The 18459-nt window shown below is 62.1% G+C and carries 16 protein-coding genes; 11 read left to right on the forward strand and 5 right to left on the reverse strand.

Annotated elements, in window-relative coordinates; translation table 11 throughout:
• Positions 1-60: 60 nt before the first annotated feature.
• From H585_RS0118885 to H585_RS0118895, 3 genes are read left to right on the forward strand one after another with little or no spacing between them, the layout of a single operon-like run.
• Entirely contained in the window at positions 61-807 is a 747-nt protein-coding gene (locus H585_RS0118885) for a response regulator (protein WP_027368978.1), read from the forward strand.
• 1 nt (position 808) lies between these two features.
• A complete protein-coding gene (locus tag H585_RS0118890) occupies positions 809-1912 on the forward strand; it encodes a PAS domain S-box protein (RefSeq protein ID WP_027368979.1) in 1104 nt (367 codons plus the stop codon).
• A 13-nt stretch (positions 1913-1925) separates the two neighbouring features.
• Positions 1926-2156: a hypothetical protein gene (locus tag H585_RS0118895; RefSeq protein WP_027368980.1), complete on the forward strand. Its 231-nt coding sequence runs from the start codon at positions 1926-1928 to the stop codon at positions 2154-2156.
• A 234-nt stretch (positions 2157-2390) separates the two neighbouring features.
• On the opposite strand, the gene H585_RS21800 is transcribed toward H585_RS0118895, so the two are convergent.
• Complete coding sequence (locus tag H585_RS21800) at positions 2391-2705, reverse strand: DUF4282 domain-containing protein (RefSeq protein ID WP_051183212.1); 315 nt, start codon at positions 2703-2705, stop codon at positions 2391-2393.
• An 887-nt stretch (positions 2706-3592) separates the two neighbouring features.
• Between H585_RS21800 and H585_RS23995 the strand changes: the two genes are divergently transcribed.
• From H585_RS23995 to H585_RS0118925, 6 genes are all read left to right on the forward strand, one after another.
• Positions 3593-3850 (forward strand): nuclear transport factor 2 family protein, encoded by a 258-nt coding sequence (locus tag H585_RS23995; RefSeq protein WP_211221635.1) that lies wholly within the window; start codon positions 3593-3595, stop codon positions 3848-3850.
• Positions 3765-4277 (forward strand): DinB family protein, encoded by a 513-nt coding sequence (locus tag H585_RS0118905; protein ID WP_014260580.1) that lies wholly within the window; start codon positions 3765-3767, stop codon positions 4275-4277. Before H585_RS23995 ends, H585_RS0118905 begins: the two co-directional genes overlap by 86 nt.
• A 187-nt stretch (positions 4278-4464) precedes the next feature.
• Positions 4465-5004: a DUF1579 domain-containing protein gene (locus tag H585_RS0118910; RefSeq protein ID WP_014260581.1), complete on the forward strand. Its 540-nt coding sequence runs from the start codon at positions 4465-4467 to the stop codon at positions 5002-5004.
• A gap of 265 nt (positions 5005-5269) precedes the next feature.
• A complete protein-coding gene (locus H585_RS21805) occupies positions 5270-5812 on the forward strand; it encodes a (2Fe-2S)-binding protein (RefSeq protein ID WP_034628502.1) in 543 nt (180 codons plus the stop codon).
• Positions 5809-6804: an FAD binding domain-containing protein gene (locus H585_RS0118920; protein ID WP_027368981.1), complete on the forward strand. Its 996-nt coding sequence runs from the start codon at positions 5809-5811 to the stop codon at positions 6802-6804. The genes H585_RS21805 and H585_RS0118920 overlap by 4 nt, the downstream gene beginning before the upstream one ends.
• The gene (locus H585_RS0118925; RefSeq protein WP_027368982.1) at positions 6801-9020 is read left to right on the forward strand and encodes a xanthine dehydrogenase family protein molybdopterin-binding subunit; all 2220 of its coding nucleotides are present in this window, start codon (positions 6801-6803) and stop codon (positions 9018-9020) included. The genes H585_RS0118920 and H585_RS0118925 overlap by 4 nt, the downstream gene beginning before the upstream one ends.
• Positions 9021-9238: 218 nt before the next feature.
• Here the strand turns inward: H585_RS0118925 and H585_RS0118930 are convergent, their stop codons facing one another.
• Positions 9239-9625, reverse strand: coding sequence for a GNAT family N-acetyltransferase (locus tag H585_RS0118930; protein WP_244432644.1), 387 nt, complete (start codon positions 9623-9625; stop codon positions 9239-9241).
• 133 nt (positions 9626-9758) lie between these two features.
• Complete coding sequence (locus H585_RS0118935; protein ID WP_102046968.1) at positions 9759-10949, reverse strand: DUF2157 domain-containing protein; 1191 nt, start codon at positions 10947-10949, stop codon at positions 9759-9761.
• 426 nt (positions 10950-11375) lie between these two features.
• On the opposite strand from H585_RS0118935, the gene H585_RS21810 reads away from it, so the two are divergent.
• Both H585_RS21810 and H585_RS21815 read left to right on the forward strand, forming a co-directional pair.
• Positions 11376-13868: a glycogen/starch/alpha-glucan phosphorylase gene (locus H585_RS21810; RefSeq protein ID WP_051183214.1), complete on the forward strand. Its 2493-nt coding sequence runs from the start codon at positions 11376-11378 to the stop codon at positions 13866-13868.
• A gap of 18 nt (positions 13869-13886) precedes the next feature.
• Positions 13887-14891 carry a hypothetical protein gene (locus H585_RS21815; protein ID WP_051183216.1) on the forward strand — a complete coding sequence of 335 codons (1005 nt, stop codon included), beginning with the start codon at positions 13887-13889 and terminating at the stop codon, positions 14889-14891.
• 213 nt (positions 14892-15104) lie between these two features.
• Here the strand turns inward: H585_RS21815 and H585_RS23170 are convergent, their stop codons facing one another.
• Both H585_RS23170 and H585_RS0118955 read right to left on the reverse strand, forming a co-directional pair.
• Positions 15105-17042: an esterase/lipase family protein gene (locus tag H585_RS23170; RefSeq protein ID WP_027368985.1), complete on the reverse strand. Its 1938-nt coding sequence runs from the start codon at positions 17040-17042 to the stop codon at positions 15105-15107.
• Positions 17043-17222: 180 nt separating this feature from the next.
• A complete protein-coding gene (locus tag H585_RS0118955) occupies positions 17223-18431 on the reverse strand; it encodes a hypothetical protein (protein ID WP_027368986.1) in 1209 nt (402 codons plus the stop codon).
• Between the last annotated feature and the right edge of the window lie 28 nt (positions 18432-18459).

An 18459-nucleotide genomic window follows, 5' to 3' on the forward strand; every position in this document is an offset into this window, starting at 1 on the left:
TATAGCACAATGACGTCTCTTTACACTGACCCAGCCCTGGTCGAATCATAGGCTCCCTTCATGCATATCCTTATCGCTGAAGACAATCAGGTGAATTTGCTCGTAGCCTCCAGGTTGCTCGACAAGCTCGGGCACAGCAGCGTCGGCGTTCCGGATGGAAGCCAGGCCCTGGAAGCCTTGGAGCGGGGCCATTTCGACCTGCTCCTGCTGGATGTGTCCATGCCCGTGTTGGATGGCCTGGAAACGGCCAAGGCGGTTCGCGTCAGGAACCTGGACATCCCCATCGTTCTGCTGACCGCCTTCTCCGATCCTGAAACACGCGCCCAGGCCAAGGCCGTCGGCGTCGATCTCTTTCTCGACAAACCACTCGACAAGGAATCTCTGCGCAGGGTCATGGATCAGGTCACAACCGATAAGGCTCCGGACGTGAGCGGACTGCTCAGCTTGCAGCAGCAAAGTGACAGGCTCATCGACCTGGACCAGGTTCGTCGGCGCTTTTTCGATGATCTCACGCTCTTGCGCGAGGTCTATGGCATGTACATGCAGGACGCGCCTCAGCGGCTGCGCACAGTGCAGGAGAGCCTGGCCGCCGGGGACACGGCGGCTGCGGGCAAGGCCGCCCACTCCCTCAAGGGCATCAGCGGCTCGGTGGGATCTACGCGCCTGTCCGAAGCGGCGCAGGTCGTGGAGAAAGCCGGCCGGGCCGACGACCTTGCAGCCGCCCGCGAGGCCTTTCCGCTGGTGGAGACGCTCCTTGAGCAGACCATAAACGAGATACGGGATATCCTTTCCTGCTTGCCGGCCTGATATGTCCAGTGCGCGTATCCTGATCGTGGAGGATGAGCCGGTCACCCGCCTGGAGATAGCGGGTCGGCTTCAGGGCCTGGGCTATGCCGTGGTCGGAACGGCCTGCGCGGGCGAGGAAGCCGTGCATAAGGCCGGTGAGATCAGGCCGGAACTGGTGCTCATGGATATCTCCCTGGCCAGCGACCTTGACGGCATCGGAGCCGCTGCGGCCATCCGCGAACGCTTCGCCATCCCAGTGGTCTACCTGACCGCCGACAGCCAGCCCGAGACGCTGGAGAGAGCCAAGATCACCGGCCCTTTCGGCTATCTGGTCAAGCCTTTCGACAATGCGGACCTACGCTCGACAATCGAGATTGCCCTCTACAAGCACCAGATCGATAAGCGGCTCCAGCAAAGCGAGGACCGCTACCGGACCATCTTCGAGAACGCCATGGTCGGCATATACCGCAGCACGCCCGAAGGGCGCTTCGTAAGCGTCAACGCGGCCCTGGCCGGAATGCTCGGCTACGACTCGCCCGAGCAGCTCATGGATGGCGTGCGCAGCATAGAACTGCAGATTTATGCCGATGAGGACCGTCGCGCCGAGTTCCTGCGTCTGCTGCGGGAGCGCGGCAGCGTCGAGCACTTCGAGTCCCAAGTCTTCGGCCGAGATGGAGATGAGCTGTGGATATCCGAAAGCGCCCGGCTTCTATGCTCCAACGATTGCTGGCATATTGACGGCACGGTCATCGACATCAGCGCGCGCAAGGAAGCTGAAAGCGCCTACAGGTCTACTTTCGAGCTTCTGGACCGGACCATCGACGCCATCCCCGACCTGGTGGCCGTCACGGACCTCGATGGCCATATCATTCTCGCCAACGCGGCCTTTGCCCGAGCCACCGGCTTGTCCAAGGACGCAGTGCGCGCGCACCGTTATCAGGACCTCGTGCATCGGGGCGAGCCGCTCTCGCCCGTGAGCGAGGAAAGCCGCGAGCGGATAATCTGGTCTTCCAGCCTGGATGTCCGATTTCAGGAGCATGTCTCGCCGTTCAAGGATCTGCAGGGCTCCATCATCGGCGCCGTGCGCGTGCTGCGCAACGTGATCGGCCTGGTCGAGTGTTCCTGAAGCAGGAAGAGAAATGCGCAAGCACCAGTTCATCAAGCAGGACTGCAACTGCACGAAGCGGGCGACCATCTGGGTCTGCAAGTTCTGCGAGACCAAGGAATACCGCAGCCTGCAGGAGATCAAGCGCCTGCCGCCGCACCAAGCCGAATGCAGCCACCAGGGCGCGCCGCAGGCCTCTCACGACGAGCGCTTCAAGGGATTCCTGGGCGGGACCTTCGACTGCCTGGCGCCCGAGGCGGGTTGATTCGGCCCAATCTGGCCTGATCCGGCCTGTTCCACGCCAGTCCGTCAATGAACTGCGCTGGTCCAGGCAGCTTCCCGTTCGGTATGTCCCTGGCGGGTGGGGCGGGAAGTCGGTCAGAGGCGGACAGGAGTCCGCCCAGGCACGCAAATGCCCGTAAGGCAGGCCGGAATGTATAGGACATACATTCCGGCCTGCCTAGTATCGATCGGGATTTGGCCCGGCAGCCGGCTCCGTTTACTTCGCGTCGCTGTTCTGCTCGGGAAGGGCCGCGCGGATGGCGCCCAGGCGGTCGTACATGCCGAAAAACACGATGGACCATTCGCAGGTCATACGCAGGAAAACGAAACCGGCAACGACTCCGATCAGGGACAGCAGGATTTTCCCGAAGCCGCCGCCGAAGCTGTCGCCCATCATGCCGAAGCCGCTGAAAATACCCATGAGGCCTGCCAGCGCGATAAGCGCGAGCCCGAAGAAATAGACGAACTTGATGATCTTCGGCGTAATCAACTTTTCAAACGAGAAGACGTGATTCATCAGATCCTTGTCCATGTCGATTCTCCTTCCTTAGTGTATCCGAATTGCGTAGTGCGTTTTCCAGGCTTCCGGCTCAAGACTCATCAAAGTAGATTATTGTAGAGCAGATTGCTTTTAAGACGCCCGCTCCGGCGCCCGCGGCGCAAGTGAATTGCGCCTGCGCCTACGCGCGGCGGCAAGCCACGCCGACGCATGGCTTGCAGAGCATTTTCACAAACAAAATGCTCCAATCGAGATGACGCCGTTGCATGGGTTCTTGCCGCACCATTTAGCAAAGCGACCTCGGCCAGGTCCGTGCCTTTGGCCTCAGGCCCAAACAGCGGCCTGCGGAGGGAATGCAGCTGACCTGTCCTTCCCGCGAATCCATGCAGACCTGCATCCGGAATGCAGAAACCCCTTCCGCCTCTTGCGTCGGGAGCGGCTCCATATGCAGTAAAAAATTGATTAATTTATACTAGACGTGAAGCCTGCCGTAGTCAATCTTCGCCCGGCCCGACAGGCAGGCCGACAGGCTACGAAAGAGCGATTCCGGCTGGCAGCGAAACGTCTTGAGCAGAGTGCTTTTATAGCAGATTGCATTTGAAATGGGGGTCCAGGGGAATCATTTCCCTGGTGGGAGGGTCTGGGAGGGCAAAGCCCTTCCCAGTTTCTGCCAGTTCTTGCGCAAAACGCTCTACGACGCCCGTGTTAATCTCCCCCCTAAATCAAGCCGCCTGTCTGGAGAGCCGGGCCCTCGCCAGAGAGAGGAAATACCACCTCCGCCTTGCCCGGATAGTCCTGGCACGCTATCCTGGACAATGGTTTGTCAGACCGGGCGGCAGGCAATGCCGCCAGACCGGGCCTGGGGCCATGGTCTCGGAAGGCGTCCGCAAGGCCTTCACGGCCTCAATCGGATCAGCGGGATGCGCACGAACGAGGAGCAGACGGATGCATGGGTGCGTGCGACAGCCTGCTTGCGCAAGACAGATGGCAAATGGCTGATCACGCACGAGCATGTCTCAGTGCCTTTCTATGGACGACAGCGGCAAGGCGGCACTCGATCTCAGGCCATAGCAGCTTCAGGAGGACACACACATGGCAACCACGACCGGTGCTCAGTTGGCCCACGGCATCCGTCAGGACATACAAGAGCTGAAGAAGGTCTGCGCAGGGCTCGATGAGAGCATCGCCTCCAGCGCGCCTGCAGGACGATGGTCTCCCAAGGAAATCCTCTCCCACCTCCTGGGGCCCGAAGGCTCCAGACTCCTGCCGATCCTTACGGTCTTTCTCGATCAGGATACCCCCAGGATCGACATCGAGGCCGAGAATCCATTCTTCTCCGAGAACCGCGCCCGTATGAGCTTTGCCCAACTTATTTCCGAGGTCGAACGAGAGTACGGCCGCATGGCCGAGTTTGCAGCCGGGCTCTCACGGGAGCAGCTCGACCGGAAGGCCCGCATCCCCATGCTCAAGGATACGCCATTCGGGGAATACCCGACGCTGGAAGTCTGGATCGGCCTGCTTGGCGGCTCGGAACAGTCTCATCTGCACTTTCACACCGGGCAGATGCGCGAGATCATGGGGGAGCTGGGCGTGCCGCCACGCTAGAGCATTTTGCTTTTGAAAATGCTCGGCAAGCCTGCGTCGGCATGGCCCGCCGGATGCGCAGCATCCGTGAGCAAGGGTTGAGCAATGCTTACGCATTGCGGAGTTGAAAAAAGCCGGGATGGTTTTTTTCAACAGTTGGATAAAGGCGGAACCAGCATTGGAAACAGAAGCGACACGGAGGCATGAGATGAAGAATGAGAAAAGACAGGAAGGCAAGATGGACATGCAGGCGATGATGGCAGCGTACAAAAAGCTGGCAGTTCCGGGCGCCCCCCACGCGCTGCTGGCGGGCCTGGCGGGAAGCTGGGCCACCTGGACCAGGGCCTGGATGGAACCGGGCCAGCCCCCGACGGAAACCACCGGCACCTGCGAACAGAAGATGCTCCTGGGCGGGCGCTACCTGCAGCAGGAGTATGCCGGCGATATGATGGGAGACCAGTTCACGGGCATCAACCTCATCGGGTACGACAACCATACGCAGAAATACGTCTCGGTCTGGTACGATTCGATGAGCACCGGCATCGTTTGTTTCGAGGGGACCGCCAGCGCGGATGGCAAAACAATTACCCAGGAAGCAAGCTACGATGACCCGGTCAGAGGTCCACTGCTGTGGCGCAGCGTGACCAGGATCGTGGACGCGGACACCCTGGAATATGAAATGTACCTCACTCCGAAGGGTGGCCAGGAGGAGAAGGCGATGGAAATGACGGTCGCGCGCAAGCGATAACTCGACCCGAAGGGAGAGGCGGCGCTCGCCCGGTCGGCAACACGCTTTGGCCTGTATCCGAACCCGGTGGCGCAGTGGAAGGAGCAAGCCCTGGAGGGGCTGACTATAGCGCTCCCCTGGAAGCCATCTACAGCCAGGCGGCACGGGGCGGAATCACGCTGCCGCGAGAGGGCTCGTGGATCGGAACGGCGCAAGGAGGCCTGGGGGCTGCCCGGTGGATCACCACCAGTCAATGTTATTCCCGCCCGTGAGGCAAGGAGTGAGCATGAAGAGCCCAGCCAAGGCAGCCCTGACCAGCAAGGAACCTGCTCCATCCGTGGAGAAATGCAAGATCACGCTGAAGGTCAACGGGGTTCTGCAACGGATCGAGGTCGCCCCCTGGACGACCCTGCTTGACGTTCTGCGCGACCGGTTGAACCTCACCGGAACGAAGAAGGGCTGCGATCATGGCCAGTGCGGAGCCTGCACGGTTCTCGTGAACGGGGAGCGCATCGTCTCGTGCCTGACCCTGGCGGTCATGCAGGACGGCGCGGAGGTGACGACGATCGAAGGCTTGGCCGCGGGGGAGGAATTGCACCCTTTGCAGGCGGCCTTCATCGAGCACGACGCCTTCCAGTGCGGGTACTGCACGCCGGGCCAGATATGCTCGGCAGCGGGTTTGATCAATGAAGGCAGGGCCAAGTCGCCGGGCGACATACGCGAGCTGATGAGCGGCAACCTCTGCCGCTGCGGCGCGTATCAGAACATCGTCGCCGCCGTGCAGGAGGTGATGCGGACAAAGGACAACGACGAGAGGGGTGAGCCGTGAACAGGTTCAGCTACATCCGGGCCGAAGACATGACGAGCGCCTTGCGGGAGATCGCCTCGGCTCCCGGGGCCAGATTCATCGCCGGAGGCACCAACCTGATCGACCTGATGAAGGAAAACGTCGAGAAGCCCGGCAGGCTGATCGACATCACCCGCCTTGCGCTGCGCCGCATCCAGTCCCTGGCCGACGGCGGGCTGCGCATCGGCGCGCTGGCCACGAACTCCGGCGTTGCCTACGACCAGGAGGTCGAGCGGCGCTATCCGCTGCTCGCGCAGGCGATCCTGGCCGGGGCGTCGGCCCAGCTGCGCAACATGGCCACGGTTGGCGGCAACCTCATGCAGCGAACCCGCTGCAGCTACTTTTACGACACGGCCACGCCCTGCAACAAGCGCGAGCCCGGAACGCGATGCTCGGCCCGGGAGGGCTTCAATCGAGGCCACGCGATCCTGGGGACCAGCGCCCAGTGCATCGCCGTGCATCCCTCGGACATGTGCGTCGCCCTGCTCGCCCTGGACGCGGTGGTGCGCGTCAGTGGGCCGGACGGCGAGCGCACGATCCCCATGGCCGAGTTCCACCGCCTGCCCGGCGACACGCCGCACACCGACACCAACCTCGGGGCCGCTGAACTGATCACCGCCATCGACCTGCCCGCCGAGGGCTTCCCGCGCCATTTTGCCTACCTCAAGGTGCGCGACCGGGCCTCGTACGCCTTTGCGCTGGTCTCCGTGGCCGCCGCCCTCGACATCGAGCAGGGGACCATCGGGCGGGCGCGGATCGCGCTTGGCGGCGTGGCGCACAAACCCTGGCGCGACCCGCAGGCGGAGGCTTTGCTCCAAGGCAGGAGCGCCACGGCGGAGAGCTTCGCCCAGGCCGCCGAGGTCGTGCTGCGCGGCGCACAAGGCTTCGAGCACAACCGGTTCAAGATCGAGTTGGCGAAACACGCGGTCGTGCGCGCCCTGAGCCGGGCCGCAACGAGGGAGGGCGCAGCATGAAGACGGCATGCATCGGAAAGCCGGCCAACCGCGTCGACGGACTAGCCAAGGTGACGGGCTCGGCCAGGTACGCCGCCGAGCACAACATCCCGAACCTGGTCTACGGATACGTCGTGCCCAGCACCATTGCCAAGGGCCGGATCAACTCCCTGGACGCGTCCGAGGCGCTCGGGCTGCCGGGGGTATTGCAGGTCTTCAGCCATGAGAACAGCCCGAGGTCCGCGCAATCAGGCGACGCCTACAACGACGACGTCGCTCCTCCCGGTTCCCCGTTCCGTCCGCTCGCAAGCGCCGAAATCCTGTTCAGCACCCAGCCCGTGGCGCTGGTCGTGGCCGACAGCTTCGAGCTCGCCCGGCACGCGGCGTCGCTCGTCCGGGTGGAGTACGCGCGGGAGGCCCACGCCACCGAGCTGTATGCCGAGCGTGGCAGAGCGTACGAGCCCAGACCCCGTGAATTCATCCCGAACCCGCATGTGCGCGGCGACGCCGACAGCCGGTTCGCCGAGGCCGCCGTGCGCATCGACGCCGAATACCGAGTCCCGGCCGAGCATCACCATCCCATGGAGCCGTTCGCGACCACGGTGGTCCGGCACGAGAGCGGCAAGCTGACCGTGTACGACAAGACCCAGGGGGCGCAGAACGTCCGCAATTACCTCTGCAACGTGTTCGGTTGCTCCAGGGAGGAGCTGCGGGTCGTGACGCCCTACATGGGCGGAGGATTCGGCTCGGGCCTGCGCCCCCAGTTCCAGGTCTTCCTGGCCGTGCTGGCCGCCCGGGAACTCAAGCGCTCGGTCCGCGTCTCGCTCACGCGCCTGCAGATGCTGGGCTTGCCGCGCCGCCCGGCCACCTGGCAAAAGGTCGCCCTGGGAGCCTCGACGGACGGTGCGCTCCAGGCCCTTATTCACGAGGCGCTGGCCGAGACCTCCCGCTTCGAGGACTACAGCGAACCCGTCACCATCTGGTCGGATCTGCTCTACCGCTGCGACGACGCCAGGCTCGCACACCGCGTCGTTCCGCTCGACCTCCCCTCGCCGGGCGACATGCGGGCTCCGGGCGCGGCGTGGGGACTCTACGCGCTGGAATGCGCCATGGACGAACTCGCTTACGAGACCGGCATCGACCCCATCGAGCTGCGGCTCAGGAACTACACGCAGCGGGACCACGTCGAGGACAAGCCGTTTTCGAGCAAGGAACTGCGCGCCTGTTACCAGCTTGGCGCGGAGCGCTTCGGCTGGGCGCGGCGCACAGCCCGGCCGCGCTCCAGGCAGGAGGGCGAAAAGCTCGTGGGCTGGGGCATGGCCGGGGGCATATGGGACGCCTTCCAGACGGGAGCTGAAGCAAACGCGGTGCTCACGGCCGACGGCAGGCTCATGGTCAACTCCGCGGCCATGGACATCGGCACCGGCACCTGCACGATCATGACCCAGATCGCCGCCGAGACGCTGGGGCTGCCCATCGAGAAGGTGACTTTCACGCTCGGTGATTCAGCGCTGCCCGATGCGCCCGTGGAGGGCGGCTCGTGGACGGCGTCCACGGTGGGCTCGGCGGTCAGGGCCGTGTGCATGAAGGTCGGCGACACGCTGCTCCGTTCGGCGCGGGAGATCGCGGATTCGCCGCTGGCCGGCTGCGGGCCGCAGGACGTCCTGTTCGCCGAAGGCAATATTTGCTCGTGCCAGGACCCGTCCCGGTCCGTGTCCATCGTCCGGGCCATGCGCCAGGCCGGGCTGGGGGCCATCGAGGAGACGGCCTCCGCAGGGCCCTTGCCCGCGCAGGAAAAGTACTCGCGCTTCACCCACTCGGCGGTCTTTGCGGAGGTGAAGGTCGACGAGGCCCTGGGCAGCGTGCGCGTCACGCGGGTCGTCAGCGCCGTGGCGGGCGGCCGCATCCTGAACCCGAAGACGGCGCGCAGCCAGATCCTGGGCTCCATCGTCATGGGCATGGGCATGGCCCTGGAGGAGGAAAGCGTGCTCGACCACCGCCTCGGGCGGTTCATGACGCGCAACCTGGCGGATTACCACGTGCCGGTGCACGCGGACGTAGAGGGCATCGAGGTGATCTTCGTTCCCGAGCAGGACGAGATCGTCAACCCCCTCGGCGCCAAGGGGCTGGGCGAGATCGGCATCGTCGGCGTGGCGGCTGCCATCGCCAACGCGGTCTTCCACGCCACGGGCAAGCGGATCAGGGATTTGCCGATAACCCTCGACAAGCTGTTGTGAGGAGGCTCCGGCGACACGATAGAGGTGGTCCCTATTGTCTGGACAGGTCGGCGGCGGAAATAAGGTGTAGCCGAGTTACGGTTCACGCCGCCAGGCGAGATGATGCCATGCGGGCAGCGGCGGTCATCAGCCGCGGACCCTTGCCCGTTTGCCTGGTACAGCCGCCCCTTAGGTGCCGGTGTTTTGAGCACCCGAGGGCTTCGGCATCATGCTGATCTTCACAGCGGGAGATGCAGAAACTGATTGAAGGCGCTACGTTTGTAATCGCCAAACGCCTCGCCGTCGATGAAGCCGCGCATGCGGTAAAGCGCGAGCGCGGGCTCGAAGGCGGGTCCGCTGCCGGTCTCAAGGCTCAGCCGCGTCATGCCGCGTGCCCGCGCGGCAGCCATGATGTGGTCGAGGAGCGCGTTCCCGACGCCGCGGCGAAGGAAGGCCGGGTGCGTGCGCATCGATTTGATCTCCCCGGTGCCATCGCCGAGGCTCTTCAGTGCGCCGATGCCCGCGATGGCGTCGCCCACCCAGGCCGACCATACCGTGACCCCTGGCGCCTTGAGGCCGCTCAGGTCGAGCGCGAAGACATGGCCGGGCGGCGAACTGGCGTGCATCCCCTTCAGGTGCAATCGCAGCAGGTCGAGCGTCGGCTCGCCGGAAAGATCGTCTTCGCGAATCCTGAATGAATTCCAAATTATGATCTAAACTCCAGCCTTCACGGGCAAAAGCCGCAAGAGTGAAAAAGGGCTAGGCAACCTCGCAAGGTTCCTTCTTCTGCGCGCCCAGATGCCAGATCTTTTCCGCCCGGCTGCCCAACAGCCAGAAACTGATTCCCAATAGCCCGAAGAAGACAGCTTTGTGGCTGGCGTCCCAGAAATGCTCAAAGAAACGGGTGTATAGGTTGATCAACAGGAACGTGATGCCAAAGCCTTTCGTCATTCCGTTCTCGTAGCGCAGGCCGTGGTAAACCGCTCCGGCTGCTACCAGGCCGAACAGAAGCGACCAGTGGAACAGCTCGATCTGCCTGATTCTTTCCCAGGAATCCATGTCTCCGTAATTGCCGAATATCGACATGATCCAAAGTGCAATGAACAGGTAGAGCAAGCCCATGGCCAGGGTTGAACGAGAAAGGTGCGCAAACCAGCCTTTCTTTTCGAGAGTCAGGGCGACTGCGCACAGGACAGCCCCGAAGAGCACGAAACGTAGAGGATAATTCATGCCCAGGTAATAGGCGCCCCAGCCAGAGACATAGCCTGTCTCCGTGCCCATCCAACTGCCAAGAGAAGTCAGGGCGAACAGCCAGACCAGGTTCGACCTGAAATGGAAGCCGAGAAGCCCGTACACCAGAAACGCCAGCAGCAGAAGGATCGAGAAATGGCCGCTTCCCGAATCGAACACCCGCCCCAGCTGATAAATTGCCCCGGCAGTGGCCAGGACGCCGAGGAAAAGAATCGCTTCGTTGCTGAAAATCTTGTGGGGATGCTTTTTGCGCCTCTTGATTCCGAACCAGTAGATTGCCCCGGATAGACCGGACAGCCCGAAAAACTTTACGCTGTAGGGCGCATCGAAAAGAGACTCTAGAAGCGCGAGCAACACATCGTCGGCAAGGGCAGCGCCAATGGCGGTCACGATGCAGATCAAGGCAATCCAGAAAGAATACTTTGCCAATCTCTTCCAATCGAAAGAAATGACTTCAATATCCTGTTGAAGCGCCAGTGCCGTCGTGTCATCGAGAAGTCCCGCGCGGTTCCAATGCTCAAGGGCATTGTGAACCACACTGGCGTGCTTGCGATTTGTCTTCATGTGTTCAGGATTATTGAAATATTTGTTCGTGTCAATTCCAATTATTACGGCCAGGAAGGGAGATCCAGGCCCGGCAATTGCCGAGAGTGGTTCGATGTGAGGAGCGTGTGAAATTCGGGCAGGGTCGTCCGGCATTGCCGCCTCCCTGCCGGCGCCACTGGAGCATGTGGTCCGACACCGGCAGCCTCCAGCAGGCTTTTGGAGCGATTTGCGTTTGAACTGAGAGAGGGCGCTGCCCTCTCTCAGGCTCTCTCCCGCCAGGGAATGATTTCCCTGGACCCTCATTTTCTGGTTTCTTTTGCAATCTGCTATAGGGCCGATTGCTTGTAGAACATTTTCAAAAGCAAAATGCCTTGGGGCAGGAAAGCTGCCTCTATATCCTCCGCAAGTTGGTAAGCAACGGCTCAGGGCGTCATGGGGCATCATTAGCTATTTGTGGCACATTAATAATATGCCGCCGGCAACCACGAGCCTTCTACTTGGTCTACTGGTTCCTTACGTGTGCCTCATATAGCGAGAGGTGCTGGCATGGCCCATGATTCTCAAATTGATCCTGCAGTGATGATCGAGAATACGCCCGGCGCAATCAGCAGAGATTTCTGCCACCATCTTTACTATTCACAGGGCAAGGTCAGACGCACCGCGTCCATGTATGACATTGCCATGTCCACGTCCCTCGCCGTGCGAGACCGGATGCTCCACCGGTATGTGGCCACACTGCAGCGCCTTGTGGAGCAAGATTTTCGCATTGTGGCCTATCTTTCCGCCGAGTTCCTTGTCGGGCCGCAGCTGGGCAACAATCTCCTGTGCCTGGAGCTGACCGAGGCCGCGCGGCAAGGGCTCGCGGTAAGCGGTTTAGACCTGGATGAAATCATGGGCCAGGAGATCGAGCCGGGGCTGGGCAATGGCGGCCTTGGCCGTTTGGCGGCCTGCTACCTGGATTCGCTGGCAAGCCTCGATGTTCCGGCCATCGGCTACGGCATTCACTACGAATTCGGTCTCTTCTCCCAGGCCATCGTCGACGGCTGGCAGGTGGAGAAAGCCGACAGATGGCTGCGCATGGGTTCGCCCTGGGAACTGGTGAGGCCAGACATGGCCTACCAGGTGGGCTTTGGCGGCCGAACGATCTCTTACACCGACACGCATGGGCGCTACTGTGCGCGCTGGGAGCCGGAACAGGTCATCCGCGGCATCGCCTGCGACATTCCGATTCCGGGCTACAGATCCCAGCTGACCATACCGCTGCGGCTCTGGCGGGCCGAGGCGGTCGAGGAGTTCGATCTCGCCACGTACAACATGGGCAATTACATGGGTGCCGTGCTGGGCAAGATCGAATCCGAGAACGTGACCAAGGTGCTCTATCCTGTCGATGAGATGGAATCCGGCAAGCGGCTGCGGCTCAGGCAGGAGTACTTCTTCGCTTCCTGCTCGCTGCAGGACATGCTGCGCATCCATATGTTCAAGGGAAAGGCGCCCCAGGCCTTCAATGAAACCTACGCTGTCCAGCTCAACGACACGCATCCGGCCATCGCCGTGGCCGAACTCATGCGGCTCCTCGTGGACGTGCACGGGCTCGACTGGGAAACGGCTTGGGAAACGACGCAAAAGACCTTCGCCTACACGAACCACACCCTGCTATCCGAGGCGCTGGAGCGCTGGCCCGTGGGCATGTTTGGCAGCATCCTGCCGCGCCATCTGGAGATCATCTACGAGATCAACCGCCGCTTCCTCGACATGGTGCGCGCCATGCGTCCTGGCGACGAAGGTCTCGTGTCCAGACTGTCGCTCATCGACGAGAGCGGCGAGCGCTACGTGCGCATGGCTCACCTTGCCTGCGTGGGCAGCCATGCGGTCAACGGCGTGGCCGCGCTGCACACGGAGCTGCTCAAGTCCACAGTGCTCGAGGACTTCCACGCCCTGTGGCCGGAGCGGATACGCAACGTGACCAACGGCGTCACGCCCAGGCGATGGCTGGGGCTGAGCAATCCCAGGCTTGCCGCGCTGCTCGACAAGAGCCTCGGCACGGAATGGGTCCGGGAGTGGGAGGCCACCAGCGGCCGCCTTGCGGCATACGCGGGCGACGCCGGATTCAGGGCCCGCTGGAGGGAGATCAAGAGCGCCAACAAGTCCGCCTTGGCCCAAGTGGTGAAAGAGCGCACCGGACTGGACGTGGATCCGAACTCGCTCTTCGATGTCCAGGTCAAGCGCATCCACGAGTACAAGCGGCAGCACCTGAACGTGCTGCACATCGTCAGCCGCTACCTGCGGCTGAAGAACGAGCCGCACACCGACCTGCCGCCAAGGACGTTCATCTTCGCAGGCAAGGCCGCGCCGAGCTACTACATGGCCAAGCTGATCATCCGGCTCATCAATGGCGTCTCCAGGGTTCTGGAGAGGGACCAGGCGACGCGGGATCGGCTGAAGGTGGTGTTCCTGCCCAATTTCAACGTGGGCCTTGGCCAAACGATCTACCCCGCGGCGGACCTGTCGGAGCAGATATCCCTGGCAGGCAAGGAGGCCTCGGGAACGGGCAACATGAAGTTCATGATGAACGGCGCGCTGACGATCGGAACCCTGGATGGCGCCAACGTCGAGATCCTCGAAGCGGTCGGCGGGGAGGATTTCTTCCTGTTCGGCCTCTCCGCGCGGGAAGTGGCCGAGGCCAAGGCGGGTGGCTACTCGCCGGGGAGCTGCCTCGACGGCGATCCGGCCCTGCGCGAGGCCCTTGAACTCATCTCCTCGGGCTTCTTCGGCGACGGGGACGGTTCGCTGTTCCGGCCGCTGGTGGATAACCTGTTGTATTCGGACGAGTACATGCTCCTGGCTGATTTCAAGAGCTATCGCGCCTGCCAGGAGCGCGTCGATGCGGCCTGGCGCGACCAGGACGCATGGAGTGCCAGATCCATCCGCAACGTGGCGGGCTCCGGACGATTCTCCTCGGACAGGGCCATTCGCGAATACTGCCAAACCATCTGGGGTGTGAAGCCGCTGTCCCGCCTGGGTGGTGGCATCCATCAGAACTGCGCGGCGGATATTCCCATAGGGGAGCGTTGACGGCTTTGGAGGTATCAGGTGGCAGTGCGTGACCTGGTGGAATCACTCTCTGCTTTCTTCCGCTCCGCGGGCCCGAAGGGGGGTTCGGATCAGCAAGCCTTTCTGGCGGAGATGACCGAGAGGGTCGTGCTGACGGCCACGCCGAAGATCAAGGCGGTTCGCGGCTATAAAAAGCAGCTGATGCCGGCCATCGCACGCTCGACCAGCTATTTCGAGGAAGCCGTCAGACGCTTCCATGGCCCGGTTCTCCTTGGGAAAGCAACCTGGGTATCCGATCCGCTCGTGAACGCCTGCTTCACCTCGGTCGAGCAGCTCGAGAGCTTGCTCCGCAAGGACCCCGCCCTGCGCGCGGCGGCAGACAGGCCCGATTGCCGGGAAGTCTACTTCCTTCTGACCATGAGCAGGAGAGAGGATCTGGTGTACGGGAGCACCCTTGTGGGTGATCTGATCCGCCGGGATGTGCCGCAGGAGGTCGTCACCTTCAGCGATCACCGCTGCGTGGCGCCGGGGATCACACTCCAGGAGACCAACGATCAAATGATCCGCCTCGCCCTCGAATTGCTGGCCTCGCTTGCATCCGCGCGCATCCTTGAAACGAGAAGGCAGCTTGAGGATTTGGAGCGCGAGCGCACTTCGCTGGGCTATGAACTGAAGATAGTGCAGCTCAAGGTAAAGGGGCTTGGCCAAGCCCTGGCGGAGCATGGCGAGGTCGAAAGGGATCTGAACGCGGGCGGGAAGACAATGGCGCATCTTGATGAGGAAATCGCCAGGCTGAAATCGGAATTCAGCGATCTCAAGGACTACCTGACGCTTGTCGAGGCTATCTTTTCCAGTCCGGGGGACATGCTTCGCTTCGAAGACACGACCCTGGCAGTCAACCGGGCCGGCATCAAGAATTACACCGGCACGGATGATCCGAGCAGGCCTATCCGCTTCACCCAGCTCAGCACGAGCGAGCGTTCTCGCGCGGCCTTCCTGGCGGTCAGCCCGGTTGATGAGATATTGGATCAAAGTGACCGTTGATCAGCCTTCCCGACCTGAAAAGCGCAGGCGCGATTCACTTGCGCCTAGGCCTGCGCGGGCGTCTTAAAGCATTTTGCAAATGAAATGAGGGTCCAGGGAAATCATTTCCCTGGCGGGAGAGAGTCTGAGAGAGGGTCGTGCCCTCTCTCAGGTCAAATGCAAAATGCTCTAAAAACAATCTGCTCTGGCGACGCGCCGCCAAGCGGCCTCTGCTCAGGGTTGCTCCAACCCCGTGGCCAGCAAGTGCTCATGAAGGATTCGCATCACCTCCCGTATGGCCTGGGGGGATGCCTGCACGGAGTGGCCGCAATGGACGACGATTTCCGAGGCCGCGCCATCGAGATGGGCGCTCGCATAGGGCACGATGCCATCGGTTCCTCCCTTGAGCCCGGCAGCCTCCTTATCGCCGATGATGCTGTGGTACGGGACTCCCTCGCGCAAAGGGGCATTGGCAAGATACCCGAGAACAGGATTTGATGGGGAGAGGCCGTCGATGCCCGTGGGAATCCGTCTGAGCTGCAGGGACCCCTCCTCGGCAAATCGCCGGGAGAACGGCATCGTCACGAGCGCCGAGAAGAGCGACGTGGTGGACTCGATGAGCTTGGCCGGAAGATCGACCAGGGTTGCGCCGAACAGCCCGATCCGGTGGTCCGCCCAGGTCGAGCCACGGTGCGGCGTCGCGAGGAATATCTCGCGCGAGATGAACGGCAGCGGCTCGAAGAAGAACGCCTGCTCGATGATCCTGCGGTCATCCGCATCCCACCGCACGTTGGAGAAAGGCGTCTCCGAAATGGTGCGCCAGAGCGGCTCGCCTCCGTTCTGGACCATGAGCTTGGCAATCAGCCCTCCCATGCTGTGCCCCACCACGACCATGTTGTTGAAGTAGGGACTGCGCCCCTCCGGATCATGCATTGCCCGGACTTTCAGCAGCGTCGCGCGCAGCTGACTGGCAGAATAGAGGAGCGGGTTCCCGGTGGGATACAGATAGAACCAGAACTGGTAGCTTCCTCTGAGGACAGGATCGCCAAGGATGCTGTTGAACATGGGCAGCCACGTCGCGGGCTTGGACATGAGCCCATGGACGAAGACTATCGGAATCCTGTCGGGTTGGTAGGGTTGCAGGGTGTATAGCCCCTGAACCTTGTGCCAGGTGTTCACCTTGAGGAGCCCTTGGACACCGCGCAACCGAGGGCCTTCCTGAATCATGTAGGCCAGCGGAGTGCTCAGGTCCGCCTCGAGAGGAATCCGCGCATCCCCTATGGCGATGTCCTTCGTCCTCATGGGATCGTGCATCGTGATGTCAGCCAGAAAGCGTCCGCCAGAGTCTCTGATCCCGCTTAGCCAGGGAGTGAAGCTGACGACGATGGTTGCCGGATAGGTCTGCACGACAGGTGAGCGAAATACATCCCTGGAGGCCCGAGGCTGATTGCTCCCTGGCCTGTCCTGAAGGCGGACGGCGATCAGGGGGGCGCCGATGCCGTGCTCCCCATGATGCTCGTCCAGGCCCGTGACCTTGAACTCGTATGCCAGATGGAGTTCATCGAATTCCTCCGGCTTCCAGCTCAGCTCGGTCCTCTTGCTCAAAACCGTCAGGACTCCCGCGATCATGGGGAGCTCCCAGCCCTCCTTGAGGCGGATGCCGCGTGACCTGATCAGCTTGACCGCTTGCGCAAGAGATCGATTGTAGAGTTCAAGAGCCCATGTGGTCTGCGGCTGATAGGGGCTTGGCGGCTCTCCCAGTCCAGGATCAAAAAGGTAATTGTACGAATAGAATGCGGCTGAAAGCAGAAGCGCAAGCCTTTCCCTGGAATCCCTGGAGAGCTTCTCTGCTTGCAAGAAGCACAGCTCCGACACCGCAAAGGCCAGCTTCCTGTCCGGATGAGCAAGCACCTTTTCCGAAAGCGCGGACAGAGCCGCGTCCGGGGCATGCTTCCATTTCTTCAGCAGCTCCTCCTGGCGGAGGACGAGCAGCGTCCGTTCACTGGGAAGCGTGTCCGTCAGCGCGCTCCTGTCCAGCTGCTCGAATCGTTTGTCCAGGGAGACGGGCTCCACGCCAATTCCCGCGGCGCAGCCCGCCAGGAGGATAAGGATGCCTAGCGCGGTGCAAACCCCTCCTGGCGTGACCCTCCGCGGGTTGACGGGATCGCCCATGCTTCCATCCGAGCCAGTACAGGTTAGGGCATGGCTGCGACTCTTCTGTTCGGACAACCCGCTGCTCCCCTGTTTACAACGACCACCAAGAAGGCACTATAGACGATCTTCTGAATCAGTGAAGGTCGGATACCGACCCCATGTTGTCCGCATCGCTCCATATGCGCGACGCCATGCTGCCTAGCTCTTCCTGCGGATTGCCGCCTTGTAGGCATAAAGCAGCGCAAAGAGGCAGATCAGCAGTCCGAGGAGCAGGAGTGCTGCGTGGTTAATGGTCTTGCGCAACTCGTCGCCAGTTTCGAGGACCAGCTTCTGCGCCTCCTCGGTCATCTCGCGCTGACGGGACTCAATGCCTTGCAGGGCCTGCGCGATGGCTTGGCTGCGCTCCTCCCGGATCATTTCGCTGATCTTGATGAGCGTCTGCGCCTGGAGATCCGTGAGGCCGCTCAAGGCTTGAACGATGGTGTTCTCCCGCTCCCGGCCGATCTGCCGGAGCGCATTATCCAAGGTGCTCTGGACTATTTCATCCATTTCTTCCGGAAGCTGTTCGAGGATGCCTGCGTACCGTTTTCCCAGCTTTTGGAAGTTCTCGGCGCCCTCCAGCAGAGAGCGGATCTCCGGGGTGGTCACCGCCTGGAGCAGCGCGAATTCAAGCTGGAAATTGGCCGCAAGCTGCAGGCGCGAGAATAGATACATCGCCCGATCCAGGGTCACCTTGATGTCCCCGGCGATCGCGGTCGCCTCGCGCATGGTCGCGAAAACCCCTCCAGGCTTGGCAAGCTCGCGCATGGTGGGCTTGAGGCCGAGTTCGCCGAAGTCGCTGAAGCGAATGTAGTTGACTCCGGTCAGCTTGGGATTTTCCGCATGCCAGGCAAGCAGAAGCTCGCGCAGATCACCCTGCTGCTCGGAGGTGAGGTAGCGCCCGGCCAAGCTCCAGATCTTCCGCTCCTGAGCGCGGAATGCCGCAAGCACTGGCTTGGCGGCCCGGCCGTACACTCGGGACCAGTGATCCTCCCAGACCATGCGGTTGAGGGTGATGAGCACGACGAGATCGAGCAGGGCCCCGCCCGGATACGGCCCGGCGGCGATCTCGACGGCGGCAATCGTTCCATAGGCCTTGCGCATGGCTGCATGCAGACGCGCCTGCTCGGTACCCACGGCATTGGCAAAGGAGGTGAAAACATTGGCCATGGTGCCGGCATACGAGTCGGCTGCGCTCATGACCGCCGCCTGCAGTTCATAGATGCTTCCGGCTGCTTGGCTGTCCACGCGGTCGTCGCCGAAGAGCGCTGCCTGCTGCCCGGCGGGGTCCGGCTGCTCCATGGCAAGACAGGAGGACAGGCTGGCTGTCCACAAGGAAATTAGCAGAAAGCTCGTCAGCCTCCGCACGGCTCTTCCGAGCCAAGCATCCCGCCTG

The sequence above is a fragment of the Desulfocurvibacter africanus subsp. africanus DSM 2603 genome, assembly GCF_000422545.1.
Taxonomy (GTDB): domain Bacteria; phylum Desulfobacterota; class Desulfovibrionia; order Desulfovibrionales; family Desulfovibrionaceae; genus Desulfocurvibacter; species Desulfocurvibacter africanus.